Raw genomic sequence first — 17,208 nt, 5'->3', positions numbered from 1 at the left:
GCCGCGCACAACGCGGCGGTCAGCGGTCCCAGTAGTCCCGAGGCGGCAGCTCGACCCACCGATCGGCGGGTCCGACGACCGCGCGGGCGTCGTCGGGACGCACTCCCGCCTGAGCGCACGTGTAGGCCACCGCCTTGAGCCGGTAGAGATACGAGGCCAGGACCTGCTCGGCGGTGTCGCCCTCGTCAGGGCCGCCGCCCGGGTGCAGGTCCCATCCTTCGACGACGCCGTCGCGGGCGATGCTGCCCTGGTTGCCGCTCTTGGGGTTGGCGTACAGGCCGTAGCAGACGGTCCCCGCGGAGAGCCGCCGCAGCACGCCCGGCATCTGCGGCGCGTACCCCCACGGCTGGGTCACGACGCAGCCGCCCGGCACGGTCGTCACCCCGATGAGCCACTGGGTCTCCTCCATGTCGTACGCGTACGGATCCTCCATCACCTCGTCGCCGAACTCCTCGTCCGCAGGCGTCGCTTCCAGCCGCCTGACCGCTTCGGCGGCATCGATGCCGGCCACGCAGGCCAGTCCCGTGCCGTCGTAGTGGAACGTTCCCAGCGCGGCGACAAGTCGCGCGGCCTCCTCACCGGCCGCCCGCTCGGCATCGCTCAGCCGCACACCGTCCGGCACCGCGAACAGCCCCGGTGTCGGCCCGGCCAGACTCAACCGCCCCGGCGACCAGCCACCGAGCGAGGGCCGCCACGGATCTGCCCCGGCGGCGACGAGCGCCCGCGCGTTCTCCGGCTTCCTGGAGACGACGGCCTCCCACAGCGCCGTCACCCCGTTCTCCAGCGCGTCCACGTCCGCGACCCGCCGCGCCAACTCCCCGACGACCGCGGGCGATCCGAACACCGCCGCCCGGTGCAAGGGTCGCCCGCCACTCCACTCCTCCGGATCCGCCCCCCGTTCCAGCCGCCCTCGGACCTCCTCGTGATCCGTCCAGTCCCACCCCATGCCCTGCCACCCACGGCCGCTCTCCGTCACCATGGGTCCACCGTGGCACGAGGGTCTGACAACAGCGCTCTTGATCGTCTTCCGGGCGGCAGCCAGGCTCCCGTTCCCATGGAGACCTGCGGCACGCCGACCTCACGACCGCGATCCTCCGCCGGGCGCGTCGGCCGGCGAGCGCACCCGCCGGCCGGCCGAGACCCCACGGCCGCCGGAGTCGTCGTCACCGCCGCCCCCGGCCCCGAGCCCTCGCCGCTCCTTCAGCCGCCGGGGACGACATGGCAGGCAGCGCCGCTGCGTTCCGCTCCCTGATCAGCCGGTGTGGCGGACACGGAAGCGGCCTGGATCCGTCGGATCGCGGTCGACGACCTGGACGGGGGGCCAGGTCCACTGCCGGACGCCGATCCCCGGCGTGCGGGAGAAGCGGATCGGGCCGCGGGTGCCCTCGGCCGTGACGTGCGGCCAGGACGCGGCGATGCCGGCCCGGTCCGTCGCGTGGGAGCGGAGGACCTCGGCGAGGACGGTGATCGTGTCGTAGCCCTCGAAGGCGACGAAGGAGGGCGCTTCGCCCAGCCGGTCGCGCAGGGCGGTGTCGACGCGGGCGCCGAGGGGGCCGAGGCGCTCGGGCAGGTAACGGAGGAAGGGGATGCCGGCGCCGGCCCTGCCCAGGGACGCCTCCCAGGAGGGGAGTTCCGGCTGTCCGGCGGGCGCGCCGATCAGGAGGTCGGCGAGGCGCGGGTCGTCGCGTACGGACGTCACGATCGGCACCGCCGGCTCCGGGTGACCGACCAGGAGGAGGAGCGCCGTCGCGCGCTGGGCGACGAGGGCGTCGCACAGGGCCTCGGGGGTGAGCGTGCGGGCGTCGAGTTCGACGACGGTGCCGCCGCGCGGCGCGACGTGGTCCCGCAGGATGCGGGTGCCTGACGCCCAGTAGACGCTCGGTTCCGCCGCGACGGCGATGCGGGTGTGGCCCGCGCCGAGGAGGAAGTCCGCGTAGATCCGCCAGCCGTGGGACTGGGCCGGGGCCAGTCGGGCCACCCGGTCCGTCGGATGGTCGGTGAGCGCGTCGAGTACGGCCGACGAGCAGAGGAACGGCACCCCCAGCGCGTCCGCCCGAGCGGCGACGGCGCGGGCCACGACGCTGTGGTACTCGCCGGCCAGGGCGGCCACGCCCAGCTCGGCCAGTTCGTCCACGGCGGCCTCGGCCCGCCGCGGATCGGCGGCGGTGTCGCGGACGACGAGTTCGAGCGGTCGTCCGGCGACCCCGCCCGCCGCGTTCACCTCACCGACGCCCAGTTCGAGCCCGGCGAGCAGGTGGTGCCCCGCCTCGACCCAGCCGGGTCGGGTCAGGGGGACGAGAGCGCCGATCGTGTGCGGCTGGATCTTGGTGGCCATGGCGGACATTGGATCCTCAACCGGCGCCCCCGGGCAACCCGTTACCCGGTCGGCGCGAGCCCTACGACCGGCGTGGCGCCGAGGCAGGTCCGTGGCGTTCCGCTTGAGGGGACGCCCCGGCAGGTGTTCACTGGTGGAGGACGTGCGCTTCTCGCACGCAGCGACCGGAAGCCCTGACTGTTCGGCAGGCACGCGCGTTTCCGATGTCCGCGACGGTACGACAGGTCACCGGGCAGCGCCCTGGCATCTCTCCTCCGGTCGGTCGACCCGACAGGCAACCCCGACAGTCAGCTTCCCGGACGGCGGAGCGGAGACGACGATGCAGATGAACGACACGTACCAGATGGCCATCGACGGAACGCTGAAGTCGTCAGGAAACACACCCTTGGACATGTCGCTGACATTCCACAACATGACCCCTGTATGGCTCTCCATGTACGAGGTGGCCAACGACGGTACTCGATGGGGCTGGAACGCGAGAAACCAGGCGTTCTACCCCGGACAGCCGGGTCAGTCCGTGCAGGGTGCGAGCAGGCCCGGATACGAGGGTGGTGTGTCGACGCCCGTCCGGTACCCGACCCAGGGGTGCTACTGGCTGTTCACCAACGCCTTCAGTGGCGCTTTCGTCGCGGTCTTCGAGACCCCGACCGACGGCACCACCGACGTCTACATCACGGACTGGGACCTCCTGGAACCGAACGACATCGGGGCGATACCTGAACCGGACGCCGACGCCGGGATCGTCATTCCCACGGACTCGCCACGGATCGTCGTCGGATGCGGTGTCGTCGGTCCTCCGGATTTCCTGTCCCCCAACCTCGTGGTGCGCGAACAGTGTTGGCAGCGGCTGCCGAACTCGTACAGCATCGCGCCGGGTGAGACGAAGGAGTCGTCCTACACGTTGTCTTCGGGGAGACAGAACACGACTTCTCGGCTCGACACGCTCGAAGCGTCGGTCAGTGCCGCCGTCGGTGGCGGCTGGGGGCCGGTGTCCGCGTCCGTGTCGGGTTCCCTGAGCGCCGCCTCCACGAGTTTCCAGCAGCTCATGGTGACCGAGCAGACGACCTCCTACGTCTCCGAGAAGTACAGCCTCGACACGGACGCCAAGTCCCCCGAGATGATGCTGTACTGGCAGTTGGCCGACATCGTGACCGTCTACGACTGGGGCTGTACCACCACGTACGGATCCGTCGTCACGGGAACACAGCCCGTCGTGATCGGCGGCCCCTACGAACTCCCTGATTCCGCACACATGACGCGCTGACGCAGGCGGGGAGAAAGCCATGCGGATGAACCAGATGTACCAGCAAGCGCTGGACGGCACGTTGACGTCACAGATCACCGGGAACACGGGTCGATTCACGTTCGCCAACACCACGGAGATTCCTCTCGGCGGCTACCTGGTCTCCGACACCGGTGTGTGGCTGGGCGTGGTGCCCCAGGGAAACACCTTCGGGCCGGGGAACCCCGCCATCGACCTGGAGCCGGGCGAACAATGGCGGACCTACACCACACCGCTCGACTTCGGGTCGTACTTCGTCTTCGTCAACCGCTACAGCGGCGCCTTCGCCCTCGTCTTCCCCGCCATGAACGCACAGCCCGACGGCCCGAACTGGAACATCACGATCGACTGCAGCTGTCTGCTCGATCCCAACGACATCGGCATTCCCCCGACACCCAACGCGTACGTCATCGTTCCTCCCGACTCCCCACGGGTGGTGGTCGGCTGCGGAGTCGTCAACGGCAACACCGTGGCCCGGGAGCAGTACTGGCGACGGCTGCCGCAGTCGTACAGCATCGCGAAGGGAGAGGTGCGGACGGAGAGCTACACGACCAGCTCGGGGATCGAGGCGACGAGTTCGCAGCAGGCGGACCTGGCGACCTCGGTCGGTGTCAGCGCCAGTGCGGGCTGGGGGCCGATCTCGACCAGCCTGTCGGCGTCGGTCAGCGCCGGCTCCAGCACCTTTCAACAGGTCACCACGAACACCCAGTCGACGTCCTTCCTGTCGGAGTCCTTCGACAACACGGCAGGCGAGAGCGCCCAGATGTACCTGTACTGGGGACTCACCAACGTCGTCACGATCTTCGACGCGACGGGGACGGCCCTGTCCTCGTTCATCTACGGGTCCGAGGACCCCGCGGTGATCGACGGTCCGCGCGACCCCCTCGCGCTTCCGCCGCGTCCGCTGGAGAAGACGATGCCGATGTCCCCGCGGATGGCGCGACTCCTCAGGGGTGAGGAGGCTGTGGGCGATGAGCGCAGGACCGGTTCCCCTCGATGAGGCCCACAGCGTCGTCGAGCACTGGATCACCTATCCCAACATCGTGATGCTCGACACCGCCGTCAAGCGGGTGGGCGGCCGACGGACGGGGCAGCCCGCGATCGTCGTCGGAGTCATGGAGAAGAAGCGCCCGGACGCCCTGACGGACCGGGATCTCCTCGTGCCGCCCGCGGTGGACGTCGATGTCGTCCAGCCGGACGGATCGGTCAGGTCGGTCTCCATGCCCACGGATGTGATCGAGACCGGCGTCATCAGGCCGATGGGCAGGCTCTGCTCCGAGCAGCGACCGTGTCCCGGCGGCTTTCAGATCACGGCCGTGTTCGACCCCGAGGGGAAGCGCGGGATGTCCATGGTCGGACTGCCCTACGGCACCCTGGGCCTGACCACCTACTACCAGGACCAGCGCTGCCTCCTCACCAACGCCCATGTGATCGGCACCGTGGCCTCCGGGCCGGGCACCGGGTACCGGCCGGGGTGCCATGTCTACCAACCCGCACCGGACTTCGACGTGCACGTCGAAGCGCAGGTGATCGGAGTGTGTGACGGGACCTTCCTGGTGACGTCCCACTACGGCGACAGGGTCCATCGGAATCCGTTCTGCAACGAGTTCGACTTCGCCTGGTGTGTGGTCCCTCCGGTGCTTTCCGGCGCTCGGAGTCTGACGTCGCACGCCATCCACGACCTCCACAAGGAAGAGGACTTCATCCGGATCCGGAGAGATCCGAGGACGGACGAGACGGTGAGATGGATCGGGGCGAGGACGGGCGAGGTCCAGAGGTCGACGGTCGAAACGGTCCACGCCGTACTCGACGTCGAGGACAGGTGGCCCCGGACGGGGTGGAGCTACTGGAGAAACCTCATCGGGGCAGATACGAGTCGACGACCCCCGGCGTACCCGCCGTGCTCCAGCACGGGGATTCGGGCTCCGCGCTGATCGCCGAGAGTGACAACCGGCTCATCGGGCTCATGACCTTCGGCCCCGAGAACGGAAGGGAGCTGTTCGCCACGCGGATACCGCCGGACCGACCCGCGGGGGGCCCGGACGAGCAGCAGATGATGCTCCGGCCACGAGGTCGGCGCCCGTAGCGGTACCGCTGGGGGAGCGGTAGGGGCGGTGGCCCGGTCCTACTCGGCGATCTCCGTCCGCTCCCACCACTCGTACACCCGCAGGGTGCCCTCCGCCGTGTCCTCGCGGCGGGGGGTTTCCCTGAAGTGTTCGTAGCCGCCCCGGTACGGGATCTTCAGGTCCTGGCCGGGGGTCTCGATCGGGACGACCCGGGCCGGCAGGTCGGCCGGGCCGCCCTCCAGGAATGCCTTGTGCGCCATGGGACCAGTCTCGCGACTTCCGCCGTGGCTCGCATGCCGGGGAGGGCGTCCGGGCCTCGGGGGTGTCAGCTGGTGAAGGTCCACTTCTGGTTGGCGTTGCCGCTGCACCACCAGGTCTGGACGGGGGTCGCGTCCGCAGGGTTGTTGTCGCGGACGTCCACGCACTTGTCGGCCGGGATGTTCACCAGGTCCCGGGTGGTGCCGTTGTAGGCGAAGCGCTGGGCGCCGCTGCCGTTGCAGTCCCAGAGCTGGACCTTGGCCCCGGGGGCGGTGGAGGCGGCGTCGACGTCCAGGCACTTGCCGAGGGCCCGTACCGTGCCGTCGCCGGGCAGGGTCCAGCGCTGGGCGGCGGTGCCGTTGCAGGTGTAGAGCTGGACCTGGGTGCCGTTCGCGGTCTGCGCGCCCGCCACGTCCAGGCACTTGCCGGCGAGTCCGGTGAAGGTTCCGGTGGGGCCGCCGCCTCCGCCGTCCGAGGTGGTGACCCGGACGTGGTCGACGACCAGGTGGTTCGGGAAGGGCGTCGAACCGTCCGGGTTCCCCGGCCAGTCACCGCCGACCGCGAGGTTGAGGATCAGGAAGAAGGGCTTGTCGAAGACCCACTGCTTTCCGCCGAGATCGGCGGGGGTGCGCCGCTGGAAGACCTGGCCGTCCACGCTCCAGGTGATGGCGCCCGGCGACCAGTCGACCGCGAAGGTGTGGAAGTCGTCGGCGAAGGCGCGGCCGCCCGGGAGGGTGTACGCGGCGCCGATGCCACCGCCGCCCGAGTAGCCGGGGCCGTGCAGGGTCCCGTGGACGGTGGAGGGCTCGTAGCCGACGTTCTCCATGATGTCGATCTCACCGCTGTTCGGCCAGCCGACCTGGCCGATGTCGTGGCCGAGCATCCAGAACGCGGGCCACATGCCCTGCCCGCGCGGCACCTTCATCCGGGCCTCGACATGCCCGTACGTCTGGGTGAACCGCCCGGCGGTGTTCAGCCGTGCCGAGGTGTACTCGCACCGGCCGTACCAGCACTGGTAGTTGCCCGGGTTCTCGCGGCGGGCGGTGATGACCAGGTTGCCCTCGCCGTCGAGGGCGGCGTTGGCGGCGCCGGGCGTGTACCACTGGCGCTCGTGGTTGTTGCCGCCGTTGTCCCCGGTCTCGGTCTGCCACTTGCCGGGATCGACCCCGGCGCCGGCCGGGCCGTCGAAGGTGTCCTCGAAGGTGACGGCCTGGACGCCCGCCGCCGGGGCGATCTGCTGAGCGGTCCCGGGGGCGGTGGAGGTGGCCGGGCCCCAGCCGAGGGCGAGCGTCACCGCGGCGGTGGCGAGTGCCGCCAGCCGTACGGCGCGGGGGCGGGCGCGCGAGAGCAGGGACATGGGGGGCCTCGATTCGGGTGCGTGATTCGAGTGCTGGTCTGGACCAGATCCTGAGGGGAGTCAACCGTCCATGTCGTGTTCAGGTCAAGAGCTTGAGTCTCCCGCGTCACGCTCGGCGAGGCGTCCGGTCACCTCCAGGTCGCCCGTCGCCGTGCGCCGCGCGAGCCGGCCGGTCCGGAACCAGCCGTCGGCGGTGAAGGAGCGTGCGTTCCACTCCGGCTCCCGGTAGTAGCCGCGCGGGGTGGACGGCCCACGGGCGAGGAGCTCCCCGGGCTCCCCGTCGGCCACGTTCCCGCCGTCGGCGTCGACGATCCGGAGCTGGTCGTCGGACGAGAGCGGACGGCCCTGTGTGCCGAGCGCGGTCCCGTCCGGATCGGCGGGCCGGGTGAGCAGGAGCACCCCCTCTGCCATGCCGAAGACCTGCTGCGGTCGGCAGCCCCAGGCGGCGCCGACCTGTTCGGCGGTCGCCCGGTCCGCGGGCGCGCCGTCGAGCTGGACGAGCCGCAGGCTGCTCAGGTCGGCCGGGACCGCGGCGTGCGCGTCGAGCCAGGCCCGGGCCACCTCGGCCGGCACCGACGTGACGGTGACCCGCTCCCGCTCGACGAGCGGCAGGCACTCGGTGGGATCCGCGGTGCCGGCCAGGACCACGGTGCCGCCGGCCGACAGAGTGCCGACGATACCGGGGGTGCCGAGAGCGAAGGGCGACTCGGCGGGCGGCACGACGAGACAGACGTCGTCCTCGGTGAGCGCCACGAGATCGGCGGCCGCGAGCGCCTGACAGGCGAAGTCGTCGTGGGTGCGCGGAACGAGCGGGGGCCGCTCGGTGCCGCGGTCCGACAGCAGGAAGAAGGCGACCTGGTCGGCGCTCTGCACGAGCGCCGGCTCGGGGGCGGCGTCGACGGAGGCCAGGGGGCCGTACTGGCAGCCCGACGGGTCGGTGGTCAGACCGCCGTACGGGGACGCGTCCTCGGGCGCCTCCAGGGTGAACACCCGCCGGAGGAAGGGCCATCGGGCCGCGATGTCCGCCGCGAGCGCCGTGTGGTCGAAGAAGGGGTGGTCCGACGCGGCGACATAGCCGACGGCCTGGGTGACCCGCACGAGCTCGGCCACCCCGGCGGCGGGGTGCGCGAGCGGGCAGAACACGGGGACCGCCCCCGCGCGCATCAGCGCGAACGCGGTGACGACGAACTCGGGAACGTTCGGCAGCTGGACGACCACCCGCTGCCCCGGCCGCAGTCCGCGCAGCCGGAAGCCGGCGGCCATGCGGTCCACACGCCGGTTCAGGGCCGCGTAGGTGAGGCGGGTGTCCTGGTGGACGAGCGCCGTCCGGGGGCCGTACTGCAGGGCCCAGCCGCGCAGGAGGTTGTCCAGCGTGTTGCCGCGCCAGAGCCCGACCGACCAGTAGCGGTCGACGAACTCCTCGGGCCAGGGCGTGCAGCCGTCGAGCATGGATGCCATCCGCTTCTTTCCGCGCCTGCCTCGGACCCACGCGCCGCGATCGCCGCGGTCGGATCCCTCTGATCCCGGCCATCCAAGACGCCGAAGCCCCCGACGGACAATGCGTGTTCCCGACCATGGACGCCGAACTCCCTCGGTGGAACGTCCAATCCGCCACGGTGAACGTCCCATCCGCCACGCGGGGAGAACGGCGGCCGGGGCCACGGGCGCGGACGCCCATGACCCCGGCCTCTGCCGAGCGGAGCCGGTCACGCCACCGGCACGGTCGCCTCCACCGGCCGCGGCGCCGCGCCGTCCGGCTCGGGGGCGCCCGTGGCGAGTCGGCGCAGCCGGAGCGTGCACCAGATGCCGATCGCGGAGACGGCCATGAGCGGTGCCGCCGCCGGCCAGTAGTGGCCGCCCGCGAGGGCGGTGAGCGAGACCGCGGCCAGCGGGGCGAAGCCTCCGAAGATCATGTTGCAGACCTGGTAGGAGAGCGAGATTCCGGTGTAGCGCACCCGGGGCTCGAAGCCCTCGGCGAGGATGGCCGCGATCGGTCCGTACAGCGCGGACATCACGAGCCGCATCGCCAGCATGCTCAGGTAGATCAGGGCCACGCTCCCGGTGCCGAGCGCGAGGAACTGGGGGACGGACAGGACGATGACGCCCGCGAGGCCCGCCACGACGACCTTGTGCGCGCCGATGCGGTCACCGAGCCAGGACAGGCCCGGGGTCACGACGAGCTCCAGGAAGGCGGCCAGGGAGAGGCCGTTCAGGAGCATCGACTCGGAGAGCTCCAGCTCGCCCGTGCCGTACGCCAGGAGATAGCTGGTCACCACGTAGTAGCCGCCGGTCGCCGTGGCGAGCGCGAAGACCCCGACGAGGACGGTGCGCCAGGAGGTCTGGAGGACCTCCACGAGCGGGAGCTTCGTCTCGGCCGTGGCGGTGTTCCGGGCCTTGATCTCGGCCATGACCGGGGCCTCCTCCAGCTTCAGCCGGATGACGAGGCCGATGACGACGAGGACGGCGGAGGCGAGGAAGGGCACGCGCCAGCCCCAGCTGTCGAAGGCCTCGTCGCCCCAGAGGCTCATCAGGGAGAAGGCGCCGGTGGACAGCAGGGCGCCGACCGAGGAGCCGAGTTGGGCGAAGGAGCCGAAGAAGGTGGCCCGCCCCTTGGGGGCGTTCTCCACGGCGACGAGGACCGCGCCGCCCCACTCGCCGCCGATCGCGATGCCCTGGATGAGGCGGAGCATGATGAGCAGGATCGGGGCGAGGACGCCGACCTGGGCGTACGTCGGGAGCAGACCGATGGCGAAGGAGGCGACGCCCATCATGAGCAGGGTGATGACGAGGGTCTTCTTGCGGCCGACCCGGTCACCGATGTGCCCGAAGACGATGCCGCCGAGAGGGCGGAGCAGGAAGCCGACCGCGAAGGTACCGAACGCGGACAGGGTCCGCAGAGCCGGGGGCATGTCGGCGGGGAAGAAGACGTCGTCGAAGACGATCGCGGCGGCGGTGGCGAACGCGTAGAAGTCGTACCACTCGATGGATGTGCCGACGAGCGCGGCGAGCGCGGCTCTCATCGGGTTCTGCGGGCGTGCCGCTGGGGACTGGGACACGGGGGCCTCCGGCAGGGCGGGGAGCGGGGGACGGGAACGGGGACGGGGACGGGGGTACGGCGGGGGAGAGGCGCGCGGGGAGTGCGGGGAGCGCGGGTGAGGGCGTGGCCGTGAGGGAGCCGCCGACTCGCGAGGGGTTGGGCGTCAGCGGCCCGGGGCCGCCCAGGCGCGCTCGCCGCCGATCCAGGTCTCGCGCACGCCGATGGAGGTGAGCGCGGCCGGGTCGGTGAGCAGCGGGTCCGCGTCCAGCACGACGAAGTCGGCGAGCATCCCGGGCGCGAGGGCGCCGACGGCGTGCTCGCGGTGCAGGGCCGCGGCGGCCGCGGCGGTGTGGGCGTGCAGGCCGTCGGCGACCGGGACGCGCAGCGACGCGTCGCCGAGGACCGTGCCGAGCACGGTGCGGCGGGTCGCCGCCGCGGAGACGGCCTCCAGCGGGGCGGGCGGGGCGACCGGCGCGTCGGAGCTGAACACGACCGGGACACCGGCGGGCAGGCAGGGGCCTGCCGGGTTGTAGCGGTGGCCGAGGTCGCCGACGGCCGTCAGCGTGCCGTCGCCGGTTCGGAGATGGTGCTGCGGCTGCATGACGGGGACGACGCCCAGCTCGCCCATGCGCGTGATCTGCTCGTCGGTCGGCAGGCCGCAGTGCTCGATGCGGTGGCGCATGTCGGCGCGCGGAACGTCCGCCTGGGCCTTCTCGATCGCGTCGAGGACCATGCCGATCGCGAACGGGGACTGCGCGTGGGTGGCGGTCTGGAGCCCGGCCCGGTGCGCCTTCGCGATGATCTCGGCGTACTCCTCGGCCGAGTGGTAGAGCTGCCCGTGGTGGCAGCAGTCGGCCGCGTAGCCCTCGGGGAAGTACGCGGTCCAGCCGCCGAGCGTCCCGTCGGCGTAGAACTTCACGCCCTGCACGCGGAACAGGTCGTCGCCGAAGCCGCGCACCGCCCCGAGGTCGAGGGCGGTGTCGAGCAGGGCGGAGGTGAGGTACGCCGAGACGCGCATGCGCAGCGAGCCGTCCGCGCGGGCGCGCAGATAGGTCTCCATCTCCCGGCGCGAGGCCTGGGCGTCGCCGACCGTCGTCACCCCGGCGGCCAGGAAGGTCTCCTGGGCCCGCATCAGATGGTCGGCCATGATCGCGTCGGGCTCGGAGAGGTGGAAGTTCGGGCCGTGGTTGCCGATCTTCACGCCGCCGGGGCCGGTGAGCAGGTCGCAGGCGGCGTCCCACAGCTGCCCGTCGGGCTCGCCGGAGGCGAACCGCCCGATCGAGCCGCCCTCGGGGTCCGGGGTGCCGGCCGCGATGCCGCAGGCGCGCAGGGTGTGGGAGTTGACGACGCCGCCGTGACCGGAGGCGTTCATGACGTACACCTCGCGGTCGGTGGCGATCCGGTCGAGGTCGTGGCACGTGGGGTGGCGGCGCTCGGCGAGACGGCGGTGTTCGTAGCCGAAGCCGCGGACCGGGACGCCTGCCGGCAGCTCGCGGGCGGCCTCGGTCAGCACGGCGACGAGCGTGTCGATGTCCGGTACGCGCTCGGGGCGGCAGTCGACCCAGGCGAGCGCCTGGCCGTACATGACCGGGTGGCAGTGGGCGTCGACGAAGCCCGGGTGGACCAGGCCGCCGTCGAGCTCCAGGTGCTCGTCGGGGCTGCCGCCGAGCGCGGCGCGGGCGTCGGCGGCCGTGCCGACGTGGACGACACGGTCGCCGCGGACGGCGAGGGCCTCGGCCCGCACGTCGGTGCCGGGCACGGCGACGGCCGCACCGGTGACGAGGAGGGTGCGCTCGGCGCGGGTCCGGGGGAGGGGGTGGTGCATGAGGGGAGCCTGCTTTCGGCCAAGGGTGCCAGAACGGCTGAATCGTTCGTGAGGACGATAAGGAACGAACGACGCGTTGGCCAGAGGTGAACAGAAAAAACTCTTCGTAAGTCTGAGATCGATTCACCTACGGATCGTCTGTGGCGGGGGTGTCGCGGCCGACGGTGCCGCCGCGACGTGCGTGTCCGGGCCGCCGGGCGGTGGGTGTCCGGGCCGCCGGGGGCGGGTGTCCGGACTGCTACGTCGCTGGGGTGCCGAGGTCGTAGCGCTCCTTGACGAGGTCCAGGTGGACCCAGCTCTCCACCCCCCGTACGCCCGGCAGGGCGCGGGCGGCGTCGAGCGTGGCCCGCGCCGATCCGAGGGACTCGGCGGTGATCGTGCCGACCAGCTCCGCGCGCCCGACGCAGGCCGACAGGAAGGAGACCTGCTCCCAGTCCGCCAGCTGCCGGGCGACCGGCTCACGCGCGCCCTCCACGCGTACCGCGAAGCCGCAGAGCAGCCCGAGGCCCAGGACCTCGGGCCGGATCAGGGCCAGCACCTTGACCACGCCGCCCTCCAGGAGGCGGAGGGTGCGCGCCCGGGTGGCGCCGGGGGAGAGGCCGACGCGCTCGGCGAGGTCGGCGAACGGCAGCCGCCCGTCCTGTTCCAGGGCGTCGAGGAGGCGCAGGTCGGTCTCGTCGAGCTCCGAGACCGTCGGGTCGTCCGCCATCAGGTACGGGTCCTTGAGGTGGCGGGTGCTGATGAGCGGGTCGACCGACGCCACGTTCGGGACCGAGCGCACGGCCTCGATCGTCCGGTCGAGCGCGTCGAAGCCCGGGGTGCGCAGCTCGGCCATGATGGCGGCCCGGCCGGCGGTGAGGGTGACGAAGGGGGCCTGCGGCATGGCGGCGATCGCCCGTGCCACGGGCTCCGCCGGGCCGTGCACGTCGATCGAGAGGTGCGCGGACGCGGTCAGCCCGCGGATCGCGGGGTGGACGACGGCGACCACCCGCACGGTTCCCGGCTCCAGGAGGCGCTGCACGCGGGCACGGGTCGCCGGCCGGGAGAGCCCGACGCGCTGGGCGAGCGCCTCGTAGGTGAGGCGTCCGTCGGCCTGCAGCTCGCGCACGATGGCCAGATCGATGGGGTCCAGGTCCACAGGGTGTTCTCCCTCGTTCGGGACTCGGGGCGGGTTCCGACGTCATTCTCCGGCACCGGTCGACGGTGCTGAATCGATCGTGACACGCGTCACATGATTCCGGTATCGGCTGCTCTGGACATCCCAAACTGCCGAAACGTAATTTGTTGGCGATTCAGGCGAACGAATCGTCCATCAGAGTGAAGAGGGGAGTCCCGTGAGCCGTCCCGTTGCCGTGTTCACCGACACCGAGGACCTGGACCCGCGGCCGGGGATCCGGCTGCTCGCGGACGCGGGCTTCGAGGTCCGCGTCGCCGGGAGCCGGGACCCCGACGTCCTGGCCGAGACCGCCCACGACGCCGACGCCCTCGTCGTCGGCTACGCGCGGATCGACGCCGCGCTGCTCGACCGGCTGCCCCGGGTGCGGATCCTCGCCACGATGTCCGCCGGGTACGACATGGTCGACACGGAGGAGGCCCGCCGCAGGGGCCTGTGGGTGACGAACCTGCCCGACGTGGCGACCGAGGACGTGGCCGTGCACGCGCTCGCCTCCGCGCTGTCGCTGCTGCGGCGGCTGCCGCAGGCCGACGCCGTCGTCCGCGCGGGCGGCTGGAACGCGGAGTTCGCCGGACAGCCCCAGCTCCCGCGCCGCGCGAGCGAACTGACGCTGGGACTCGTCGGCCTCGGCCGCATCGCCCGGGCGCTGGCGACGCTCGCGACCCCCGTCTTCGGCCGCCTCGCGGCCTACGACCCGCACACCGACCCCGCCCACTGGCCCGCCGGCGTCGAACGGTACGAGGACCTCGGCGCCCTCGCCGCCGCCTCCGACGTCCTCTCCCTCCACGTGCCGCTGACCCCGGGCACGAACCGCCTGGTCGACGCGGCGCTCCTGGAGCGGATGCGCCCCGGCGGCTTCCTCGTGAACGTCGCGCGCGGCGAACTCGTCGACCCCGCCGCGCTGGTGGCGGCCCTCGACTCCCACCGCCTGGCCGGCGCGGCCCTCGACGTCTTCCCGGTCGAGCCGCCCCCGGCCGACGACCCGCTGCGCGGCCACCCCCGGATCCAGCTCTCCCCGCACAGCGCCTACCTGTCCGACACCTCGCGCCGCGGCTACGTCTGCCGCCCCGCCGAGAACGTCCTCGCCTGGCACCGCACCGGGCGCCCCCTCACGCCCGTCGTCGACCCCACCACCGCAGGAGCCCCCGCATGACCGTCGCCGAACCCCTTCCCCCGCTCACGGCCGCCGCCGCGGACGAGGAGACGAGGCTGCGCCGCGAACTCGCCGCCGTGTACCGGCTCGTCGCGCACTTCCGGATGACCGACCTGATCTTCACGCACATCTCGCTGCGGCTGCCCGGCCCCGACCACCACTTCCTGATCAACCCCTACGGGCTCCTCTTCGAGGAGATCACCGCCTCGAACCTGGTGAAGATCGACCTGGACGGCAACCCGGTCGAGCCGACCCCGTACCCCGTCAACCCGGCCGGCTTCGTGATCCACAGCGCGATCCACGCGGCCCGCCCCGACGCCCACTGCGTGCTCCACACCCACACCAAGGCGGGCTGCGCCGTCGCCGCGCAGGAGAGCGGACTGCTTCCGCTGAACCAGATGTCGATGGAGTTCTACGACCGCGTCGGCTACCACGACTACGAGGGCGTCGCCCTCAACCTCGACGAACAGCGGCGACTGGTCGCCGACATCGGCGGCCACCCGGCCCTGATCCTCCGCAACCACGGTCTCCTGACGGTCGGCGAGAGCGCGGCCCAGGCCTTCCTGCGCATGTACTACCTGGAGCGCGCCTGCGAGATCCAGGTCACGGCGCAGGCGGGCGGCGCGGCCCTCACCGTCCCGTCGGCCGAGATCTGCGAGTACACCGCCCGGCAGCTGGCGGGCGAGGCCTCGGCGGACTTCCAGGACGACGCGGCGTACGACCTCGCCTGGGCGGCGATGCTGCGCCTGCTCGACCGGACCTGCCCCGACTACAAGGACTGACCCTGACAAGGACTGACCCTGACAAGAACTGAGCTCCACCAGGACCGACCTCACGAGGGCCGCTGCACGGCCAGCAGCGCCATGTCGTCCGACGCACCGCCGTCCGCGTGGCGCCGCACGTCGGACACGAGCGCGGCCAGCAGCCGGTCGGGCGAGGAGAAACTGCGGCCGCGCAGCCGCTCGGCCGGCTCGTACATGGCTCCGGCGGCGTCACGGGCCTCGGAGAGCCCGTCCGTGTAGAGCAGCAGCGTCGCCTCGGGCGGGAACCGCCAGACGTCCGCGGCGGCCGGGCCGGAGTCGGCGCCCCCGAGCCCCAGGGGCAGGGCGAACTCCCGGGGCGTGAGGCCTGTGACGCCGCCGCCGGTCAGCAGCAGCGGTTCCGGATGCCCGTGGTTGACGACGCGGACGACCTCGTGACCGGGCGGAATCTCCACGAGCACGCAGGTGGCGAACCCCTCCAGGTCGTCGATGCCGCTGCGGCGGGCGCCCTCCCGGGTCAGCGCGCGCTCCAGGCTCTCCATCACGGCGCACAGCTCCGGCTCCCGGTCCACCGCCTCCCAGAAGGCGCCCAGGAGCACGGACACGGTCTCGATCGCCCCGAGGCCCTTGCCCCTGACATCGCCGATGAGCAGCCGGACCCCGTGCGGGCAGGCGCTCGCCGCGTAGAGATCCCCGCCGATCAGGGTGTCCTCCTGGGCGGCCTCGTAGCGCACCCCGAGCCGCAGCCCGTCGACACGGCTCGGTGGAGTCGGCAGGACGGCCCGCTGGGCCGCTTCGGCCACGCCCCTGGCCGTGGCGAGGCGCTCACGGCTGCGCCGGACGACACGGTGCAGGAGAACGGCGATGGCCGTCACGAAGACGATGGTGGCGGCCTCCGTGAGCAGCCCCAGGTTCGCGCCGCTGCCGCCCATCGTCGGCATCGACGCGTGCAGGAGCACGATCGCGACCAGGCCGAACACGCCGAAGAGCGCGGTCGCCCACGCGGTGAACAGCGGCGCCGCGATGAGAGGGGCGGAGACGAAGAGCGGGGTGCCGGTCAGCTCCTTCGGCGTGGCGAGCTGGAAGGCGACACCGAGGCCCAGCAGGACGAACGGGAGCACACGCACGAGTCGCCACGCCGTGCCGTCGGGAGCGTCGCCCCAGGGACGGTGGGCGACCCCTCGGAGTCTCGGGTCCACAGGCCCTCCTGCGGGGGAGGATTCCGGTCCCAGTATGCGGGCAGCCCGGTGGCCCTGCGAGACGGAGCGCTGCCGGACGGAGCGCCGCGACGCAACGCCGCGACGTCCCCGTGTCGCCCGGGGCGAGGTGTGATGCTGAGGCCCATCGACCGGCTCCACGACCACGACCGTCAGGGACACCACATGCGCACGCTGATCAGCACGGCCTTCATCTCGCTCGACGGTGTCGTCGAGGCGCCGGGCGGCGAGCCCGGCTACCGCAACTCCGGCTGGACCTTCAAGCACGCCGAGTTCCTCCCGGAGGCGTACGAGATCAAGGGGCGCGAGCAGCGGGAAGCCGCCGCGATGCTGCTGGGCCGGGTCAGCTACGAGGCGTTCAGCCCCGTCTGGCCGGCCATGGAGGAGTTCGCCGAGTACAAGGTGATGCCGAAGTACGTCGTCTCCACCACCCTCACCGACGACCGGCTGGTCTCCGACTGGGGCGACACCACGATCCTGCGCTCGCTCGACGAGGTCGCCGCGCTGAAGGAGACCGAGGGCGGCCCGATCATCGTCCACGGCAGCGCGACGCTGAACCAGGCCCTCTCGGACGCCGGCCTCATCGACCGCTACCACCTGCTGGTCTTCCCGCTGCTGCTCGGCGCCGGGAAGCGGCTCTTCAGCACCACCGACAAGGACGTCCAGAGGCTGAAGCTCGTCGAGTACGAGGCCTATCCCAACGGGCTGCAGAAGCAGGTCTTCGACGTCGTCCGCTGACATCG

General features: G+C 72.1%; 15 protein-coding genes. 6 read left to right on the top strand and 9 right to left on the bottom strand.

Translation table 11 applies throughout. From position 1 onward, the window contains the following. Window positions 1–19: 19 nt before the first annotated feature. The gene (locus tag AB0E14_RS18475; RefSeq protein WP_362418510.1) at window positions 20–979 is read right to left on the bottom strand and encodes an ankyrin repeat domain-containing protein; all 960 of its coding nucleotides are present in this window, start codon (window positions 977–979) and stop codon (window positions 20–22) included. 273 nt (window positions 980–1,252) lie between these two features. Continuing rightward, the gene (locus AB0E14_RS18470) at window positions 1,253–2,335 is read right to left on the bottom strand and encodes an ABC transporter substrate-binding protein (protein ID WP_362418507.1); all 1,083 of its coding nucleotides are present in this window, start codon (window positions 2,333–2,335) and stop codon (window positions 1,253–1,255) included. Window positions 2,336–2,468: 133 nt separating this feature from the next. On the opposite strand from AB0E14_RS18470, the gene AB0E14_RS18465 reads away from it, so the two are divergent. Genes AB0E14_RS18465 through AB0E14_RS18455 form a run of 3 tightly spaced genes read left to right on the top strand, consistent with a single transcriptional unit; the run spans window position 2,469 to window position 5,551 of the window. Beyond that, complete coding sequence (locus AB0E14_RS18465; RefSeq protein WP_362418504.1) at window positions 2,469–3,599, top strand: hypothetical protein; 1,131 nt, start codon at window positions 2,469–2,471, stop codon at window positions 3,597–3,599. 19 nt (window positions 3,600–3,618) lie between these two features. After that, window positions 3,619–4,617, top strand: coding sequence for a hypothetical protein (locus AB0E14_RS18460; protein WP_362418501.1), 999 nt, complete (start codon window positions 3,619–3,621; stop codon window positions 4,615–4,617). After that, a complete protein-coding gene (locus tag AB0E14_RS18455; RefSeq protein ID WP_362418498.1) occupies window positions 4,589–5,551 on the top strand; it encodes a hypothetical protein in 963 nt (320 codons plus the stop codon). Before AB0E14_RS18460 ends, AB0E14_RS18455 begins: the two co-directional genes overlap by 29 nt. A 191-nt stretch (window positions 5,552–5,742) precedes the next feature. Here AB0E14_RS18455 and AB0E14_RS18450 read toward each other — a convergent pair whose 3' ends face one another. From AB0E14_RS18450 to AB0E14_RS18425, 6 genes are all read right to left on the bottom strand, one after another. Next, window positions 5,743–5,943 carry a DUF5988 family protein gene (locus tag AB0E14_RS18450; RefSeq protein ID WP_362418495.1) on the bottom strand — a complete coding sequence of 67 codons (201 nt, stop codon included), beginning with the start codon at window positions 5,941–5,943 and terminating at the stop codon, window positions 5,743–5,745. A gap of 65 nt (window positions 5,944–6,008) precedes the next feature. Continuing rightward, a complete protein-coding gene (locus tag AB0E14_RS18445) occupies window positions 6,009–7,298 on the bottom strand; it encodes a family 16 glycosylhydrolase (protein ID WP_362418492.1) in 1,290 nt (429 codons plus the stop codon). 84 nt (window positions 7,299–7,382) lie between these two features. Further along, window positions 7,383–8,756, bottom strand: coding sequence for an AMP-binding protein (locus AB0E14_RS18440; protein ID WP_362418489.1), 1,374 nt, complete (start codon window positions 8,754–8,756; stop codon window positions 7,383–7,385). A 248-nt stretch (window positions 8,757–9,004) separates the two neighbouring features. Continuing rightward, window positions 9,005–10,354, bottom strand: coding sequence for an MFS transporter (locus AB0E14_RS18435; RefSeq protein ID WP_362418486.1), 1,350 nt, complete (start codon window positions 10,352–10,354; stop codon window positions 9,005–9,007). 144 nt (window positions 10,355–10,498) lie between these two features. After that, window positions 10,499–12,160 (bottom strand): amidohydrolase family protein, encoded by a 1,662-nt coding sequence (locus AB0E14_RS18430; RefSeq protein ID WP_362418483.1) that lies wholly within the window; start codon window positions 12,158–12,160, stop codon window positions 10,499–10,501. Between the two features lie 238 nt (window positions 12,161–12,398). Beyond that, the gene (locus AB0E14_RS18425; protein WP_362418480.1) at window positions 12,399–13,298 is read right to left on the bottom strand and encodes an Lrp/AsnC family transcriptional regulator; all 900 of its coding nucleotides are present in this window, start codon (window positions 13,296–13,298) and stop codon (window positions 12,399–12,401) included. Window positions 13,299–13,494: 196 nt separating this feature from the next. Here AB0E14_RS18425 and AB0E14_RS18420 point away from each other — a divergent pair, with 196 nt between their 5' ends. Both AB0E14_RS18420 and AB0E14_RS18415 read left to right on the top strand, forming a co-directional pair. Next, window positions 13,495–14,487, top strand: coding sequence for a C-terminal binding protein (locus tag AB0E14_RS18420; RefSeq protein WP_362418477.1), 993 nt, complete (start codon window positions 13,495–13,497; stop codon window positions 14,485–14,487). Then, window positions 14,484–15,269, top strand: a complete 786-nt coding sequence (locus AB0E14_RS18415) for a class II aldolase/adducin family protein (protein WP_362418474.1) — start codon at window positions 14,484–14,486, stop codon at window positions 15,267–15,269. The genes AB0E14_RS18420 and AB0E14_RS18415 overlap by 4 nt, the downstream gene beginning before the upstream one ends. Window positions 15,270–15,319: 50 nt before the next feature. Here the strand turns inward: AB0E14_RS18415 and AB0E14_RS18410 are convergent, their stop codons facing one another. Beyond that, window positions 15,320–16,447, bottom strand: a complete 1,128-nt coding sequence (locus AB0E14_RS18410; RefSeq protein ID WP_362418471.1) for a PP2C family protein-serine/threonine phosphatase — start codon at window positions 16,445–16,447, stop codon at window positions 15,320–15,322. Window positions 16,448–16,630: 183 nt separating this feature from the next. On the opposite strand from AB0E14_RS18410, the gene AB0E14_RS18405 reads away from it, so the two are divergent. Further along, entirely contained in the window at window positions 16,631–17,203 is a 573-nt protein-coding gene (locus tag AB0E14_RS18405) for a dihydrofolate reductase family protein (RefSeq protein WP_362418645.1), read from the top strand. Window positions 17,204–17,208: the final 5 nt, after the last annotated feature.

This window comes from Streptomyces sp. NPDC047981 (assembly GCF_040653315.1).
Lineage (GTDB): Bacteria > Actinomycetota > Actinomycetes > Streptomycetales > Streptomycetaceae > Streptomyces.
This window is presented reverse-complemented; position numbering and strand designations above follow the sequence as displayed.